Source organism: Cupriavidus sp. FW216-B1 (assembly GCF_058789195.1).
In genome coordinates this window covers 652,908-667,566 of record NZ_JBYTEL010000001.1, presented here as the reverse complement: position 1 = coordinate 667,566, position 14,659 = coordinate 652,908, and the positions used below count along the sequence as shown (strand labels likewise).

10 protein-coding genes are annotated in these 14,659 nt (G+C 71.8%); 5 read left to right on the top strand and 5 right to left on the bottom strand.

The annotated features are described in order from the left end of the window. Nucleotides 1-74: 74 nt before the first annotated feature. A complete protein-coding gene (locus AC3WXD_RS02840) occupies nt 75-911 on the bottom strand; it encodes a universal stress protein (RefSeq protein ID WP_492322998.1) in 837 nt (278 codons plus the stop codon). A gap of 261 nt (nt 912-1,172) precedes the next feature. On the opposite strand from AC3WXD_RS02840, the gene AC3WXD_RS02835 reads away from it, so the two are divergent. Beyond that, nucleotides 1,173-3,746 (top strand): sensor domain-containing protein, encoded by a 2,574-nt coding sequence (locus tag AC3WXD_RS02835; RefSeq protein ID WP_492322997.1) that lies wholly within the window; start codon nt 1,173-1,175, stop codon nt 3,744-3,746. A gap of 19 nt (nt 3,747-3,765) precedes the next feature. On the opposite strand, the gene aptA is transcribed toward AC3WXD_RS02835, so the two are convergent. Beyond that, nucleotides 3,766-5,064 carry an omega-aminotransferase AptA gene (gene aptA / locus AC3WXD_RS02830; protein ID WP_059411731.1) on the bottom strand — a complete coding sequence of 433 codons (1,299 nt, stop codon included), beginning with the start codon at nt 5,062-5,064 and terminating at the stop codon, nt 3,766-3,768. A gap of 306 nt (nt 5,065-5,370) precedes the next feature. Further along, nucleotides 5,371-6,255, bottom strand: a complete 885-nt coding sequence (locus AC3WXD_RS02825) for a GntR family transcriptional regulator (protein WP_492322996.1) — start codon at nt 6,253-6,255, stop codon at nt 5,371-5,373. Nucleotides 6,256-6,580: 325 nt separating this feature from the next. Between AC3WXD_RS02825 and AC3WXD_RS02820 the strand changes: the two genes are divergently transcribed. Next, nucleotides 6,581-7,714 carry a DUF1275 domain-containing transporter gene (locus AC3WXD_RS02820; protein ID WP_020206546.1) on the top strand — a complete coding sequence of 378 codons (1,134 nt, stop codon included), beginning with the start codon at nt 6,581-6,583 and terminating at the stop codon, nt 7,712-7,714. 142 nt (nt 7,715-7,856) lie between these two features. Next, entirely contained in the window at nt 7,857-8,036 is a 180-nt protein-coding gene (locus tag AC3WXD_RS02815) for a hypothetical protein (RefSeq protein WP_454733224.1), read from the top strand. Nucleotides 8,037-8,052: 16 nt separating this feature from the next. On the opposite strand, the gene AC3WXD_RS02810 is transcribed toward AC3WXD_RS02815, so the two are convergent. Beyond that, nucleotides 8,053-11,100: a transglycosylase domain-containing protein gene (locus AC3WXD_RS02810; protein ID WP_492322995.1), complete on the bottom strand. Its 3,048-nt coding sequence runs from the start codon at nt 11,098-11,100 to the stop codon at nt 8,053-8,055. A 320-nt stretch (nt 11,101-11,420) separates the two neighbouring features. Here AC3WXD_RS02810 and AC3WXD_RS02805 point away from each other — a divergent pair, with 320 nt between their 5' ends. Next, nucleotides 11,421-12,977 carry a methyl-accepting chemotaxis protein gene (locus AC3WXD_RS02805; protein WP_059411735.1) on the top strand — a complete coding sequence of 519 codons (1,557 nt, stop codon included), beginning with the start codon at nt 11,421-11,423 and terminating at the stop codon, nt 12,975-12,977. 13 nt (nt 12,978-12,990) lie between these two features. Here AC3WXD_RS02805 and AC3WXD_RS02800 read toward each other — a convergent pair whose 3' ends face one another. Then, nucleotides 12,991-13,854: a LysR substrate-binding domain-containing protein gene (locus AC3WXD_RS02800; protein WP_020206541.1), complete on the bottom strand. Its 864-nt coding sequence runs from the start codon at nt 13,852-13,854 to the stop codon at nt 12,991-12,993. A 137-nt stretch (nt 13,855-13,991) separates the two neighbouring features. Here AC3WXD_RS02800 and AC3WXD_RS02795 point away from each other — a divergent pair, with 137 nt between their 5' ends. After that, complete coding sequence (locus AC3WXD_RS02795) at nt 13,992-14,579, top strand: cysteine dioxygenase family protein (RefSeq protein WP_492322994.1); 588 nt, start codon at nt 13,992-13,994, stop codon at nt 14,577-14,579. The last annotated feature ends 80 nt before the right edge of the window (nt 14,580-14,659 follow it).

Here is a 14,659-nt window from a genome sequence, read left to right as displayed (position 1 = left end):
CGCCGACGCGACGGTCGATGCCGCGGTCGACGGGATAGTCGATGCGGTAGTCAATGCGGTAGTCGATGGGATAGTCAATGCGACATCAGCACAGGAATCTCTGCTTGCCGCATCAGCGTGCGCGTGGTGCCGCCCGTGACCAGCTCGCGCAGGCGCGCGTGTCCGTAGCCGCCCGCGATCAGCAGGTCGGCCCGCAGCTCGCGCACCGCGCCCAGCAGCAGCGGCCCGGGCCGCTGGCCGCCCGGCGCGGCATGGATGGCGGCCACGATGCCGTGGCGCGCGAGGTGCTCGCACAGCGCGGCCGGCGCGGCATGCGGCTCGGGCGCGCCGCCGTCGGCGCCCGGCGCGCTGATCACGCTCACGCGCGCGGCCCGGCGCAGCAGCGGCATGGCGTCGGCCACCGCGCGGGCGGCCTCGCGGCCGCCGTCCCAGGCGATGGCGACGTGCCCGCAGTCCAGCCGGCGCACGCCCGGCGGCACCAGCAGCACCGGCCGGCCCGCCTCCAGCATCACGTATTCGGGGGTCTGCGCCACCAGCACCGGCAGCGACTCCAGCCCCGGCAGCCGGGCCAGCACGATCAGGTCGGCCAGCCGCCCTTCCCGGGCCAGCGCCCAGCCCGGCTCTTCCTCGATCAGGCGATGGTTGCAGCCCAGCTCCGGCGCGGTTTCCTGCATGACGCGGTGGAAATCGGCGCTGGCCGCCGCGGCCTGGGCCAGCAACTGGCGCCGGGCCAGCTCGGCGTAGCGGCCGGCGTCGTCGCCGGCACCGCGGAACGGCTCCAGGCGCGTGCCGGTCGCGGTCACGCCGGTGACGTGGGCGGCACTGTGCCGCGCCAGCTCCGCCGCCAGGCGGACCCGGTCGGCGCAGCCCGGGTCCGGGCCAAGTTCGACCAGCAGGGTCTTGAATTCCATGATGTCTCGGGCTCCGGGCAGAGGACGGTGTAAGAACGGTGGAAGAACAGTCAGCAAAGGCGGCGAATGGCCGCGCCGCAATTATGCCAAGCCCGGGCGTGCCTTGGCAGCCCCGCCGGCGCGCGCCCGGTGAGCGCCGAAAAAATAACTTCAGGATCGGGGCCGCCATGCCGATAGCAATGCCAGAGCCGAGTCATTGTCACGCAGGGCCCCGTCGGGGCGGGCAGGCATTATCGGTCGTTAGCGACGTTTACCTCACCCATGCCAGACAGAGACAAAGCGCTCGGCATAGCCGACCCCCATCTGCTATTCCGCAATTCGCTCGAACAGGCCACCGATGCCGTCTTCGTGGTGGACGCGGATGGCCAGGTGATCTTCCTGAACGCGGCGGCCGAGACGCTCTGCGGCGCCTGCCGCACGCAGGTGCTCGGCCGGCACGTCGACACGCTGGTGCAGCCGCTGCCCGGCGCCGGCCCGCAGCCCGCCGGCGAGCATGGCGAGCTGCTGCCGGCGGTGCAGGTGCTGCGCCCGGACGGCGGACGGCGCTTCGGCTTCCTGGCCGAAGCCGTCGCCACGCCGGGCAGCGCCGCGCTGCGCACCCTGCTGGTCAAGGTGCCGGACGGCGCCGGCGTCGGCCGCGACGACCATCCGCTGCTGTCGGTGATCGCCGACGAGATCGACAGCGCGGTGCTGGTGGTGGATACCGACTGGCGCATCGTCTATGTCAACGCCGGCCTGACGCGCCTGCTCGGCTACGCGCCGAGCGACATGTTCGGCCGCACGCCCGCCGACGTGCTGGCCGGCGAGTTCACCGACCCCGCCGCCATGCGGCGCCCGCAGGCACAGCGCGCCGCGCCCGCGGTGGAGCGCCACGAGGCGCTGATCTACGCGCGCGGCAACAGCCCGCTGTGGGTGTCGGTCACGGTGCGCCACCTGGTCAGCACGGTGGGTGGGCACCACCACGGCATCGTCATCCTGTCCGACATCACGCAGAAGAAAACCTACGAGCTGCTCCAGCGCAAGGTGCTGCACGCGATGGTGATGGATCAGCCGCTGCCGGCGGTGATGGAGCTGATCTGCCAGGAAGTGCAGCGCGTGGCGCCCTCGGTGGTCGCCTCCGTGCTGCGCGTGGACAGCGAGCGGCGCTTGCGCCCGCTGGCCGCGCCGGCGCTGCCGCCCGAGTACTCGGCGGCGCTCGACGGCGTGCCGGTCGGGGCCGCGGTGGGCTCCTGCGGCACCGCCGCCTGGCTGGGCGAGCCGGTGGTGGTCAGCGACATCGCCACCGACCCGCGCTGGGCGGACTTCCGCCACCTGGCCCTGCCGCTGGGCCTGGCGGCCTGCTGGTCGTACCCGATCAAGGCCGGCGACGGCCGCGTGCTGGCCACGCTGGCCTTCTATTTCCGCAGCGTGCGCGAGCCCGACGCCTTCCACCAGCAGGTGGTGGAAGTCTGCGCCTGGCTGTGCAAGCTGGCCTTCGAACGCGACGACGCCGCCGAGCGCATCCAGCAGCTCGACCACTACGACTCCCTCACCGGCCTGCCCAACCGCAGCCAGCTGCAGCGCCAGGCCGGCAAGCTGCTGCTGGCGGCGCGCCAGGCCGGCGCCGCGCTGAGCGTGCTGTTCGTCGACCTGGACCGCTTCAAGTACATCAACGACTCGCTCGGCCACAGCGGCGGCGACAAGATGCTGCGCGAGGTGGCCAAGCGCCTGGTCGCCCACGCCGGCGAGAGCGCGCTGGTGGCGCGCCTGTCGGGCGACGAGTTCGCGCTGGTGCTGCCCGGCGCCGACCGCACCCGCACCATCGCCACCGGCCAGCGCCTGCTGGTGGCGATGCGCCAGCCGCTGCGCATCGACCACGCCAGCATCGCGCCCTCGGCCAGCATCGGCATCAGCCTGTTCCCGTCGGACGGCGACACGCTGGACTACCTGCTGCACTGCGCCGAGATGGCCATGTACGACGCCAAGGCGGCCGGGCGCAACCTGTTCCGCCTCTTCAGCATCGAGATGAACTGGGCCGCGCAGGAGCGCCTGGCGCTGGAATCGGCGCTGCGCGACGCGCTGCTCAACGAGGAACTCCACCTCAACTTCCAGCCGCAGGTGTTCCTGCGCGACGGGCGCCTGTACGGGCTGGAAGTGCTGGTGCGCTGGCACCACCCGCATTTCGGCAAGGTGCCGCCCGACCGCTTCGTGCCGCTGGCCGAGGACGCCGGCCTGATCGGCACGCTGGACCGCTGGGTGCTCGAGCGCGCGTGCGCGCAGCTGGCCGCCTGGCGCCACGAGGGCATCCCGGTGCCGACCATCTCCGTCAACATCTCGCCGGGCAGCTTCCGCGACCCGGCGCTGGCCACCGACGTGGCCGAGACGCTCTCGCGCCACGGCCTGCCCGCCCATGCGCTGGTGCTGGAGATGACCGAGGGCCTGCTGATGGAGGACGATGCCGGCATCGCCGCCACCGTCGCCGCGATCCACGCGCAGGGCGTGCGCCTGTCGATGGACGATTTCGGCACCGGCTATTCGAGCCTGGGCTACCTGCGCCAGTTGCCGGTGCATCAGCTCAAGCTCGACAAGAGTTTCGTGATTGACCTGGAGAGCGACGCCGCCGCGCGCGAACTGGCCAGCGCCGTGATCCGCATCGGCGACAGCCTGAAGCTCGCGGTGGTGGCCGAAGGCGTGGAGAACGACGCCCAGCGCCAGTTCCTGCTCTCGCAGGGCTGCCACATGGGCCAGGGCTACCTGTTCTCGCGCCCGCTCGATGCCGACGCCGCGGCGCAGTGGATGAAGTCGCAGCACCCGGCCGAGCGCGCGGCCCCGCAGCCCAACCACTCGCTGCGCTAGGCCGGCGCGGCGGCCCGCGTCACGATGCGCGCAACACCTCCGCCAGCGTGCCGAACAGCGTGTCGATCTGCGCCGGCGCGATGACCAGCGGCGGCGACAGCACCATCGTGTCGCCCGCCGCGCGGATCAGGCAGCCGCGCGCCAGGCAGGCCAGGTGCGCCGCATGACCGCGCTGGCCGGGCTGGCCCGGCAGCGGCTCCAGCTCGATGGCCGCCAGCAGGCCGATATTGCGCACGTCCGCCACGTGCGGCAGGCCGCGCAGGCCGTGCGCCGCGTCGGCCCATTGCCGCGCCAGGTCGTTGGCGCGCGTAAACAGCCCCTCGCGGCGGTAGATGTCCAGCGCCGCCAGCCCGGCCGCGCAGGCCAGCGGATGACCCGAATAGGTGTATCCGTGCGGCAGCTCGATGCTGCCCGGCGCGCCCTGCATGAGGGCCTCGTACACATGGCCGCCCACCAGCGTCGCGCCCATCGGCACCGCGCCGTTGGTCAGGCCCTTGGCGCTGGTCATCAGGTCCGGCGCCACGCCGAAGGCCTGCGCGGCGAACGGCGCGCCCACGCGGCCGAAGCCGGTGATGACCTCGTCGAAGATCAGCAGGATGCCGTGCCTGTCGCAGATCTCGCGCAGGCGCTGCAGGTAGCCCACGGGCGGCACCAGCACGCCGGTGGAGCCGGACACCGGCTCGACGATCACGGCGGCGATGGTGGATGCGTCGTGCAGCGCGACCAGGCGCTCCAGCTCGTCCGCGAGGTGCGCGCCCCACGCCGGCTGCCCGCGCGAGAACGCCATCGCCGCGCGGTCGTAGGTGTGCGGCAGGTGGTCCACCCACGGCAGCAGGTTGCCGAACGGCTTGCGGTGGCCGGCAATGCCCGACACCGACAGCCCGCCGAAACCCACGCCGTGATAGGCGCGCTCGCGCCCGATCAGGCGCACCCGCTGCGGCTCGCCGCGCGCGCGGTGATAGGCCAGCGCGATCTTGAGCGCCGAATCCACCGCCTCCGACCCGGAATTGGAAAAGAACACGTTGGACAGGCCGGCCGGCGCCTCGGCCACCAGCGCCTCGGCGAACGCGAAGGCCAGCGGGTGGCTCATCTGGAACGACGGCGCGTAGTCCAGCTCATGGGCCGTGCGCGCGATGGCCTCGACGATCTCCGGGCGGCGGTGCCCGGCGTTGACGCACCACAGCCCGGCCATGCCGTCGAGCACGCGGCTGCCGTCCGGGCGCAGGTAGTACATGCCGTCGGCGCCCGAGAACATCTGCGGTTGCGGCTGCTGCTTGAAGCGGCGGTTGGACGTGAACGGCATCCAGTACGCGGCCATCGCGGCGGCGGGATCGGCGTCGGAGACAGAAATGGAAGCGGAAGCGGAGTCAGAAGCGGGCAATACGCTGTGGGCGGTCATGGCGGGGCTCGTCGAAGTGGCGTTGCGGTAAGGTACGGTCCCAGCCATTTTGTACTAAATATTAACAAAGTACAATGTTGCGCGAATACGGCCCATGCCCGCGGGACAGGCGCGCGCATAGCCGCACCGCGCCCGGCACGGCCGCGCATTGCGATGCGTTCGGAGGAAGGGAGGCGGCGTGAAAGGCGGAGTGACAAGCCGCGTGACAAGCGGCGGCGCGGCCGCTCAGTTGCTGTGGGCGCGCGCGTTCAGCAGGTGCCGGCGCATCAGCGCGGCCGCCCATTCGCGGTCGCCCAGTTCCAGCGCGTCGAGGATCTGCAGGTGCTCGCGGCAGGCTTCGACGAGGTCGATCTCGCGGTAGAACGCGGCATGCTCCTCCAGCCGGCGCAACTGGGTCTGCTGCTGCACCGCCTGCACGATGAAGCGGTTGCCGGAAAAGCGCGCCAGCATCTCGTGGAACGACGTGTTCAGCGCGAAGAACCCGGCCGGCGACAGGCTCGCGCCGCCGTCCGCGATGACCTGCTCGTAGGCCTTGCGGCAGCGCGCGACCTGCGCCTTGTCGGCCTCGAAGGCCGGCTCCAGCAAGGCGCCGCATTCCACGATCATGCGGAAGCGGTAGCTCTCGGCCAGCGCCTCCGGCGTTTCCAGCGACGGCAGGAAGCGCCAGCCGTGGCCGGCGCGCTTCTCGATCAGGCCGTCCGCCGCCATGCGCGTCAGGGTCTTGGCCAGCAGGCTGCGCGACACCGGATAGGCGCGCAGCAGCTCCTTCTCGGTCAGCGTGTCGGGCAGCTGCTTGCCGGCGCGGCCGTCCACCAGCTGGCGGTACAGCTCGTCGCCGCCCATGCCGGACTCGCCGAAGTCCGGCACCGCGGCGCCGTGCGCCGGCGCCTCGACGAAATAGCCGCTGTTGGCGCGGTAGCGGATCAGGCCATGCCCGGCCAGCAGCCGCAGCGCCGCCCGCACCGGCGTGCGCGACACCGCGAAATGGCTCGCCAGGGTTTCCTCGGCGAGGTGCGCGCCGGGCGCCAGCTCGCCCTCGGCCACCTGCCGCGCGATGCGGCGCGCGAGGTCGATCTGCAGCGGCGAGGCCGGTTTGCTGGAAGCGGGCATGGGCAGTGGGATCGGGTGGCGCCGGTGGCGCAAGCCGTGCCGGCGCGCAAGCGGCGCGGCCGGACGAGAGCCGCGATGGTAGCCCCGAAGCCGGGCGCGCGCAAATATTGCCGGCAGCCTTATTGTATTTTAAAACAATCTAGTACATATCCATCTCGCCGCATGCCGGCCCAGGAAAGCGCCGGTCCGGCGCCCCGCGCGGGCCTCGCCGCGCGTCATGCAAGCGTGCCGGGCGGGCCGCCGGCCGCGGGCACGGCGCCGCGTGGATTACCATTCCATCCATTGCACCTTGCTCCACCCACGGCCGCTCACGGAATCCGTCGCCATGCCCATCCCCTACCTGCGCAGCCTCGCCGGGCGCCAGCGCAGTCCGCAAGCCAACCGGCAGCTCGCCTGCTACCTCAGTTTCGTCGCCGGCGCCGCCAACGCCGGCGGTTATCTCGCGGTCCAGCAATACACCTCGCACATGAGCGGCATCGTCTCCGCGATGGCCGACCATCTCGCGCTCGGCGAGGCCGGGCTGTTCCTGGAGGGGCTGGGCGCGCTGCTGTCCTTCCTGGCCGGCGCCGCCACCTCGGCCGTGCTGATCAACTGGGCGCGGCGCGAGGACCTGCACAGCGAATACGCGCTGCCGCTGCTGCTGGAAGCCGTGCTGCTGCTGTGCTTCGGCCTGATGGGCGGCAACCTGGAGATGCACCGCTGGGCGCTCGGCACCGCCACCGTGATCGTGCTGTGCTTCATCATGGGCCTGCAGAACGCCATGATCACCAAGATCTCCAATGCCGAGATCCGCACCACCCACGTCACCGGCATGGTGACCGACATCGGCATCGAGCTCGGCAAGCTGTTCTACTGGAACGCCACCGGCGCCGTCGCCGGCAAGCCGGTGGTGCTGGCCAACCGCTCCCGGCTGCGCATGCTGGCCACGCTGGTGGGGCTGTTCTTCGGCGGCGGCGTGATCGGCGCGCTGGGGTTCAAGCACCTGGGCTTCAGCGCCACGCTGGCGCTGGCGGCGCTGCTGCTGGCGCTGGCGGTGGTGCCGGTGGCCGACGACGTGCGCGGCCACCTGCGGCGCGCGGTGGTGCGCTGCCGCGTCTGGGCGCGCGAAGTGCTGCGCGACGTACATGCGCTGTGGCTGGCCGCGCGCGACCCGCGCACGCCCTGGTATGCCAAGGTGGTGGCGCTGCTGGTGGCGGGCTACGCGCTGTCGCCGCTCGACCTGATCCCGGATTTCATCCCCGTGCTGGGCTATCTCGACGACGTGGTGCTGGTGCCGCTGGGCGTGCTGCTGGCGGTGCGGATGGTGCCGCCCGAGCTGATGCGCGAATACCGCGCGGCCGCCGTGGCCGCCGCGCAACGCCCGCGCAGCCGGATCGCCGCGGTGGTGATCGTGCTGTTGTGGATCTGCGTCACCGTGCTGACCGGCGCGCTGCTTGCCCGCCACTTCGGCCGGCCATGATGTGACGGCTCGCCGGCCCCGCCCCGAAAAGGCCGGCAAAAGGTTGGCGCGGACACATTGCCTTGCATTCGGGCGCCCGGCGGCTCACTACACTCGAATCATCGAGCGGCACGAGCCGCCTGTCCCGAGCCAGCAACGCATCATGCAGCAAGACGCCGACATTCCCACCGTGACCTGCCTGCAGGGCCTGCGCGATCTGGCGGCCCTGCTGACCGCCGGGTCCCTGCTCCAGCGCGCCACCTTGCAGGTCATCGCCGAATACGAGCGCGAAGCGCGCGACTCCGAAGACCGCTACAGCGCCCTGCGCCACTGCTGGGACTGAGCCCGGCCCGGCGGGTTCAGTGCTGGCAGGCCAGCGGCACGCGCGCACCGCCGTCGCGCGCCAGCGGCAGCAGCGCCGGCGCCAGCGACTTGAGCAACTGCACCGACAAGGCGCTGGTGAAGGCGTAGCGCGCCGCGTAGGGCTCCTGCACGTAGGCGGTGACGTTGCCGAAATAGCGCTCGCCGAGGAAGAACACGAAGGTCGCCGAGCGGCTGACCACGCGCGACGAAATCAGCCGGCCGCCCGGCCCGTAGACCTCGTAGCGGTGGTCGCCGGTGCCGGTCTTGCCGCCGGCGACGATGCCGCTGCCCGCCAGCGCCGAACGCAGCGACCCGGCCGTGCCCGAGTTCACCACCCCCACCAGCGCGGCGCGCACCACCTGCGCCAGGTCCTCGCTCAGCAGGCGCTTGCCGTGCATGTCCAGCCCGAACACCGTGGCATACGGCGTGCCCTCGGCAAAGTCCAGGCGGCGCAGCGCGGTGGCCTGCTCGCGCACGCCGCCGTTCTGGATGATGCCGACCAGTTCCGCCAGCGCCGCCGGGCGGTCGCCCGCCGCGCCGATGGCCGAAGCGTAGGACGGCGTGATCGCGCCGAACGGATAGCCCAGCCGCTGCCAGCGCCGCGCGATCTCGCCGAAGGCCTGGCGCTCGAGCTGGCCGCGGATGCGCCGGGTCTGCCCGCCCGGGTTGCGGGTCTTGAACAGCCATGCGTAGACCTCCTGGCGCTGCGCGGTGCTGTCGCGCAGGACCTCGTCCAGGCTGGCGTCGGGGTGCTGGCGCAGGTAGTCCAGCAGCCACAGTTCCAGCGGATGCACGCGCGCGAGGTAGCCGCGGTCGTTCAGGTTGAAGCTGCGCGGGCCGTACTTGCCGTACATCCTGGCCAGCGCTTCGTCGGTCAGCGGCGCCTTGGCGATCTTCGGCAGCGTGGCGCGCATGATCCTGGCGAACTGTTCCAGGTCCATGTCCGGCTCGATGCTGCGCAGCGTGACCGCCAGCCCGACCTGGCTGAAGCGCCGGTTCTCCAGCGCGCGCCGGAACCGCTCCGGCCAGGTCTTGCCGCGGTACTTGCCGTAGAACGCGCGCAGGTAGTCGCTGCCCTCCTGGTCGGCGAAGCGCACCAGGTAGGCGCGGCGCTGGGGCGCGGCCGGGTTGTTGAGCCATGCGTCGGCGTCCGGGTGCAGCCGGTAGGTTTCGTAGCGCACGATGTCGCGCATCAGGCGCACGAACACCAGGTTGACTGAATGCTCGAAGGCCTCGCGCACCGGCATGATCTTCAGGTTTTCCCAGCGCTCGAAGTTGGAGAAGGTCTGCAGGCCGCCGCCGGTGAAGAAGGCCTCGCCCGCGCCGCCGGAGTACTTGCGCAGCATGGCCGCCTCCAGCATCGCGCGCAGGCTCTTGTCGGGCTGCGTCAGCAGGTAGTTCTGCGCCCACAGGCTGAGCGCGTCGAGCCTGGCCGGCGTGACCGCCTTGAGCTGCGCGGGCGTCATGGCGGAGAACGCCTCGTGCAGCTCGGAGAGGATTTCCAGGTAAGTCACCAGCGTGCGCAGCTTGGCGGTGGAGCCCAGGTTGAGGCGCGCGCCGCGGTTGAGGTCGAACGGCAGGTCGAGGTTGTCGGCCTGCACGCGCAGCAGGTTGGCGCCGCCGGCGCGCTCGTACAGCGTGAAGCTGATCGCCAGCCGGCCGGGGTCGTCGCCGTCGCGCAGCAGGTTGCGGCCGTACAGCCCGGTGGCGCGGGCGCCGTCGCGCGTACCGGCCTTGAGCAGCGCATCGGTGACGACGCGCTGCAGCCCGGTGTCGATGGTGCTGTGGGCGGTCAGGTCGAGGCGGTCGAGCTCGTAGCTGCTGCCCAGGCCGAGATAGCGCAGCAGGTCGGTGCGCACGCCGCTGATGGCCTTGCGCGAGACGAAGGAGATCTCCGGGCGGTCCTGCGCGCCGGCGTCCTCGCCGCGCAGCCTGAGCGGCTGGGCCAGCGCGGCGTCGCGCAGCCACGGCGGGATGGCGCCGGCGGCGGCCAGCAGGCGGAGGTAGCTGTCGGTCAGCGCCGCCAGCGCGGCGGTGTCGCGCCGCAGGAAATGCGACGGCCCGCGCTGCGCGATGATCAGCGACAGCGCCTCCTTGAACACGCGCGCCTGGGTGGCGCCCTGCTCGCCCGGCAGCGGGCCGCTGCCCGGCCCCGGCCCCATGCCGGCCGCGCCCAGCAGGCGGTTGGCCTCGCCGAAGTCCTGGCCGTACCAGGCCCACAGCCCGTCGCCCAGGCCGTTGATCTCGCCCACGCCGGCGCGCGCCGACAGCGGCACCGTGTTCAGGTAGTCGAGCAGGATGCGCTGGCGCGCGCCGATGGTGTCCGGCCCGTCGAGATAGGCCCGCATGGACGCGCTCGCCATCTGCCGAAGCTTCTCGTGCGGCGAGCCGGTGCGCCCGGCGCGCGAATGGCGGTACTTCTCGATCTGCGTGGCCAGCGTGCTGCCGCCGGGCGCCTCGTGGCGGTCGTTGAACAGGCGCACGCCCTGGTCCATCGCCGCGCGCGTGAAGCGGCGCACGTCGAGCGCGGGGTTGCGGGTGGGGAACTCGGGATCGAGCAGGTCGCGGTTCTCGATGTAGAGCAAGGCATTCACCAGCACCGCCGGGATGTCCCGGAAGCCGGCGTAGGCGCGGTCCGGCGCCGGCGCCGCGCCGAAGGGCTGGTCGTTGCAGTCGAGCAGCGCCAGGCCGGCCCGGGTCTTCTCGCGGTAGGGCGCGAACAGGCCGGAATCGGTGATCTCCAGCAGGCGGGCGGACCAGCGCGCCTGGCGCTCGCGCCTGTAGCCGCGCGCCTCCAGCAGCTCGGTGAACTGCGGCAGGCGGCTGTAGCCGAAGCGCAGGTCGTAGGGGCCGTCGTCGGGGAAGCGGATGCGGTCGCTGGGCCCGGCCGCGTCGGCGTAGCCCGCGTCCCTGACGCGCGCCGAGAAGTAGCGGGCCTGCAGGCGCGAGGTGGACAGCTCCTCGGCCACGACCGCGTACAGGACATAGCCGCCCCCCACCAGCAGGGCCAGCATCACGAGCCTGGGCCAGAGACGTCGTCGCACGATTCAGGTCCGCTTTCAGGTCCGTCCCGCAAGGAAACCGGGGCATGCCCGGCGCGTCGGCCAGCACTGGCCGCCTGCTGGCAACGATGGCACCAATCGGGCGCCTCCGTCACAACGTATACCCTAGACTAATGCGGCCTGACGCACAAAGTGCGCGTGCAGCATCATGGCCGCCGGCCGCGCGCCGGGCGCCTGGACGCGGAACGCGGCGATGGCCCGGGCCGGGATTTGATCTTGCTCAATATCCGGCGCCGCGCGCGTCAAGTCCGGGCCCGACAGTCCGTTAGCGTAGACATCCCAATTTCATAACTGCCGCGAAGATGAAAAACCTGAGCGTACGCATTGCCCTGCTGGCCATTCTGGTGACGTTTGCATTGATGATCGTATTCGGCGCGGTAGTCGGCGTGTTCGCGCTCGGCGCCGCCAACCAGGCCACGGTGCGCGTACAGCAACTCTCGGCCAGCACCCTGCTGCTCAACGACGCCTACAAGGACATGACGCGCGCCCGCGCCGCGCTTTCGCGCGCCTACGCCTCCGCGCGCGAAGGCGGCGGCGGCGTCAATGCCGACGCGCTGGCGGCGGCGGCCAAGTCGCTGGGCAGCGCGGCGCAGCGGATGCAGCGCTTCGCCGCCGCGCCCGCGCAGGACGGCGAGGCCGACGGCCAGCGCCGCCAGCTCGCGCAGGCCGCCCAGCAGCACGCCGGCGCCATCGAGCGCGCCGCGGCCGCGCTGCGCGCCGGCGACCCGGCCGCCTACGCGGCCATCAACGACCAGGACATCACGCGCTCGGGCGCGGACTTCTCCACCGCGCTGGAACAATTCCAGCAGCAGGCCAGCGCGCTCTCGCTGCACGAGACCGAGACCAGCGGCACGCGCTACCGCCTGGTGGTGAAGCTGGTGGCGGTGGGCATCAGTGCCTCGCTGGCGCTGATCGTGGCCGTGCACCTGGGCCTGCGCACCTTCGTGGTGGCGCCGCTGGCCGCCGCCGCCGAGCATCTCGACCGCGTGGCCGAGGGCGACCTCACGCAGCGCGCCGAAACCGCCAGCGGCAACGAAGTCGGCCGCGTGCTGGGCGCCGTGGCGCGCATGCAGGCGGCGCTCACGCGCACCGTCAGCCAAGTGCGCGCCAGCTCGGACTCGGTCAACATCGGCGCGCGCGAGATCGCCGCCGGCAACGCCGACCTGTCCGGCCGCACCGAGCAGCAGTCCGCCTCGCTCGAGCAGACCGCGGCCAGCATGGAGCAGTTGACCTCCACCGTGGGCAACAACACCGAAAGCGCGCGCCAGGCCAGCGCGCTGGCCGCCGAGGCGGCCCGGCTGGCCACGCGCGGTGGCGACGACGTGCGCGGCGTGGTGCAGACGATGGGCGACATCAGCAGCAGTTCGCAGCGTATCGCCGACATCATCGGCGTGATCGACGGCATTGCCTTCCAGACCAACATCCTGGCGCTCAACGCCGCCGTGGAAGCGGCGCGCGCCGGCGAGACCGGGCGCGGCTTCGCGGTGGTGGCGGGCGAGGTGCGCGCGCTGGCGCAGCGCAGCGCGCAGGCCGCGCGCGAGATCAAGAACCTGATCGACGACTCGGCCAACAAGGTCGCCGCCGGCAACGCGCTGGTGGCGCAGGCCGGCCACACCATGAACGAGGCGGTCGAGGCCGTGCAGCGCGTGGCCCGCATCGTGGAGGACATCTCGGCCGCCTCGCTGGAGCAGAGCGCGGGCATCGTGCAGGTCAGCCGCGCGGTGACGCAGATGGAGGAAGTCACCCAGCAGAACGCCGCGCTGGTCGAGCAGGCCGCGGCGGCGGCCGGTTCGCTGGAGACGCAGGCGCGCCAGCTGGCCGAGGCGGTGGGCGCGTTCCGGCTGGCGCCGGCCGCGTGAGCCCCCTGCCCGGCTACGCCGCCAGCCCGCGCTGCAAGGTGGTCTTGAGCATCGAGAACACCTGGCGCGCCACCGGGTTGGCGGCGTTGGGCCGCGCCCACAGGTAGTAGGTCACGTCCGGCAGGCGCGGCAGGCCGTCCTTGTCGCCCAGCACGCGCATGTCCGCGCCGAGCAGGTCGATGCTGCGCGCGGTGATGCCCAGCCCGGCGCGGATCGCCGCCTTGATGCCGATCAGGCTCGGCGCCAGGTAGGCCGAGCGCCACGGCACGCCGGCTTCCTTGAGCGCTTCCAGCGCCAGCCGGCGGAACAGGCTGGGCTCGTCGGCCAGGATCAGCGGCACCGGGCTGCCCGCCTCGTAGGCGAAATCCGCCGCGCACACCCAGATCGTGGGCGAGGTGCGCAGCACCAGCCCGTCCAGGCTGGCGTCCTCGCGCGTGGAGACCGTCAGGTCGATCTCGCCGCGCCGCAGCGACTCCATCAGGAACGGGCTGCGCCCCACGTGGATCTCCAGCCGCAGCGCCGGCGACGCCCGCGCGATGTGCGACAGCAGCGGCGGCAGGATGGTGTCGGCCACGTCGTGCGGCGCGCCGATGCGCAGCGAGCCGGTCAGGTCGCCTTCGCGCAGCACGCGCAGCGCCTCGTCGTTCAGGCCCAGCAACTGGCGCGCGTATTCCACCAGCTTGTTGCCGTGCCGCGTGAGCTGCTTGCCGCGCCCCTGCCGCTCGAACAGCGGCAGCGCCACCTGCTCCTCGAGGCGTTGCATCTGCTGGGTCACGGCGGACTGCGTGCGGTGCAGGTGCTCGGCGGCGGCGCCGAAGGTGCCGCGGTCGGCAATGGCCACCAGCGTGCGCAGCAGGTCGAGGTCGAGATTACGCATTCATCAGACTTGCTTAAGTGTTTTTATCGGTGATTAAGTGGTTTTGGCCGGCAAGGTTCATTAAAGTGAGGCCAGACAACGCCTCCGAGCGCCCCGCAAACCCGAGAACCATAAGACTGAGCAAGGATTCTAGAGATATGTCGATCGCACAACAACGCCAGCAAGCCGTTGGGGACGCCATCCGTTCCATCAAGGACATCGTCGCCGCCGGCGGCGTCACCCGCGCTTCGCTGGACGCCGTGCTGGGCCAGGTCAAGCAACTGGCGGCCCAGCCGCAACTGTGGGCGCAGGACGAGTTCGCGCCGCCCGAGGACGGCGAGCGCCAGGCCCGCTACCTGATCGCCGAAGACGCCGACCAGACCTTCGCGCTGTACCTGAACGTGATGCGGCCCGGCAAGCGCATCCCGCCGCACAACCACACCACCTGGGCCTGCGTGGCCGGCGTGGTCGGCACCGAGTTCAACGACGTCTACCTGCGCACCGACGACGGCAGCCAGCCGGGCGTGGGCACGCTGGCGCACGCGCGCACGGTGGAGGTCGGGCCGGGCAGCGGCATCGCGCTGCTGCCCGACGACATCCATTCGGTGGAGATCCGCGGCGACAGCGTGATCCGCCACCTGCACATGTACGGCCGCGCGTTGGAGACCCTGACCGAGCGCCTGTCCTTCGACCTCGAAACCGGCCGCTGCCAGATCATGAACGTGGGCGTCAAGACGCGCCGCTGACCGCCGCCGGGCGGCACCGGGCCGGGTCGTCGCGCCGGCCCGCGCCCGCCCCGGGGCTTCCCGCTTTCCCCGCTTTTCCC

Coding starts and splice junctions, on each gene's coding strand:
- AC3WXD_RS02840 (WP_492322998.1), bottom strand. CDS start 911: ATGGAATTCAAGACCCTGCTGGTCGAACTTGGCCCGGACCCGGGCTGC.
- AC3WXD_RS02835 (WP_492322997.1), top strand. CDS start 1,173: ATGCCAGACAGAGACAAAGCGCTCGGCATAGCCGACCCCCATCTGCTA.
- aptA (WP_059411731.1), bottom strand. CDS start 5,064: ATGGCCGCGTACTGGATGCCGTTCACGTCCAACCGCCGCTTCAAGCAG.
- AC3WXD_RS02825 (WP_492322996.1), bottom strand. CDS start 6,255: ATGCCCGCTTCCAGCAAACCGGCCTCGCCGCTGCAGATCGACCTCGCG.
- AC3WXD_RS02820 (WP_020206546.1), top strand. CDS start 6,581: ATGCCCATCCCCTACCTGCGCAGCCTCGCCGGGCGCCAGCGCAGTCCG.
- AC3WXD_RS02815 (WP_454733224.1), top strand. CDS start 7,857: ATGCAGCAAGACGCCGACATTCCCACCGTGACCTGCCTGCAGGGCCTG.
- AC3WXD_RS02805 (WP_059411735.1), top strand. CDS start 11,421: ATGAAAAACCTGAGCGTACGCATTGCCCTGCTGGCCATTCTGGTGACG.
- AC3WXD_RS02800 (WP_020206541.1), bottom strand. CDS start 13,854: ATGCGTAATCTCGACCTCGACCTGCTGCGCACGCTGGTGGCCATTGCC.
- AC3WXD_RS02795 (WP_492322994.1), top strand. CDS start 13,992: ATGTCGATCGCACAACAACGCCAGCAAGCCGTTGGGGACGCCATCCGT.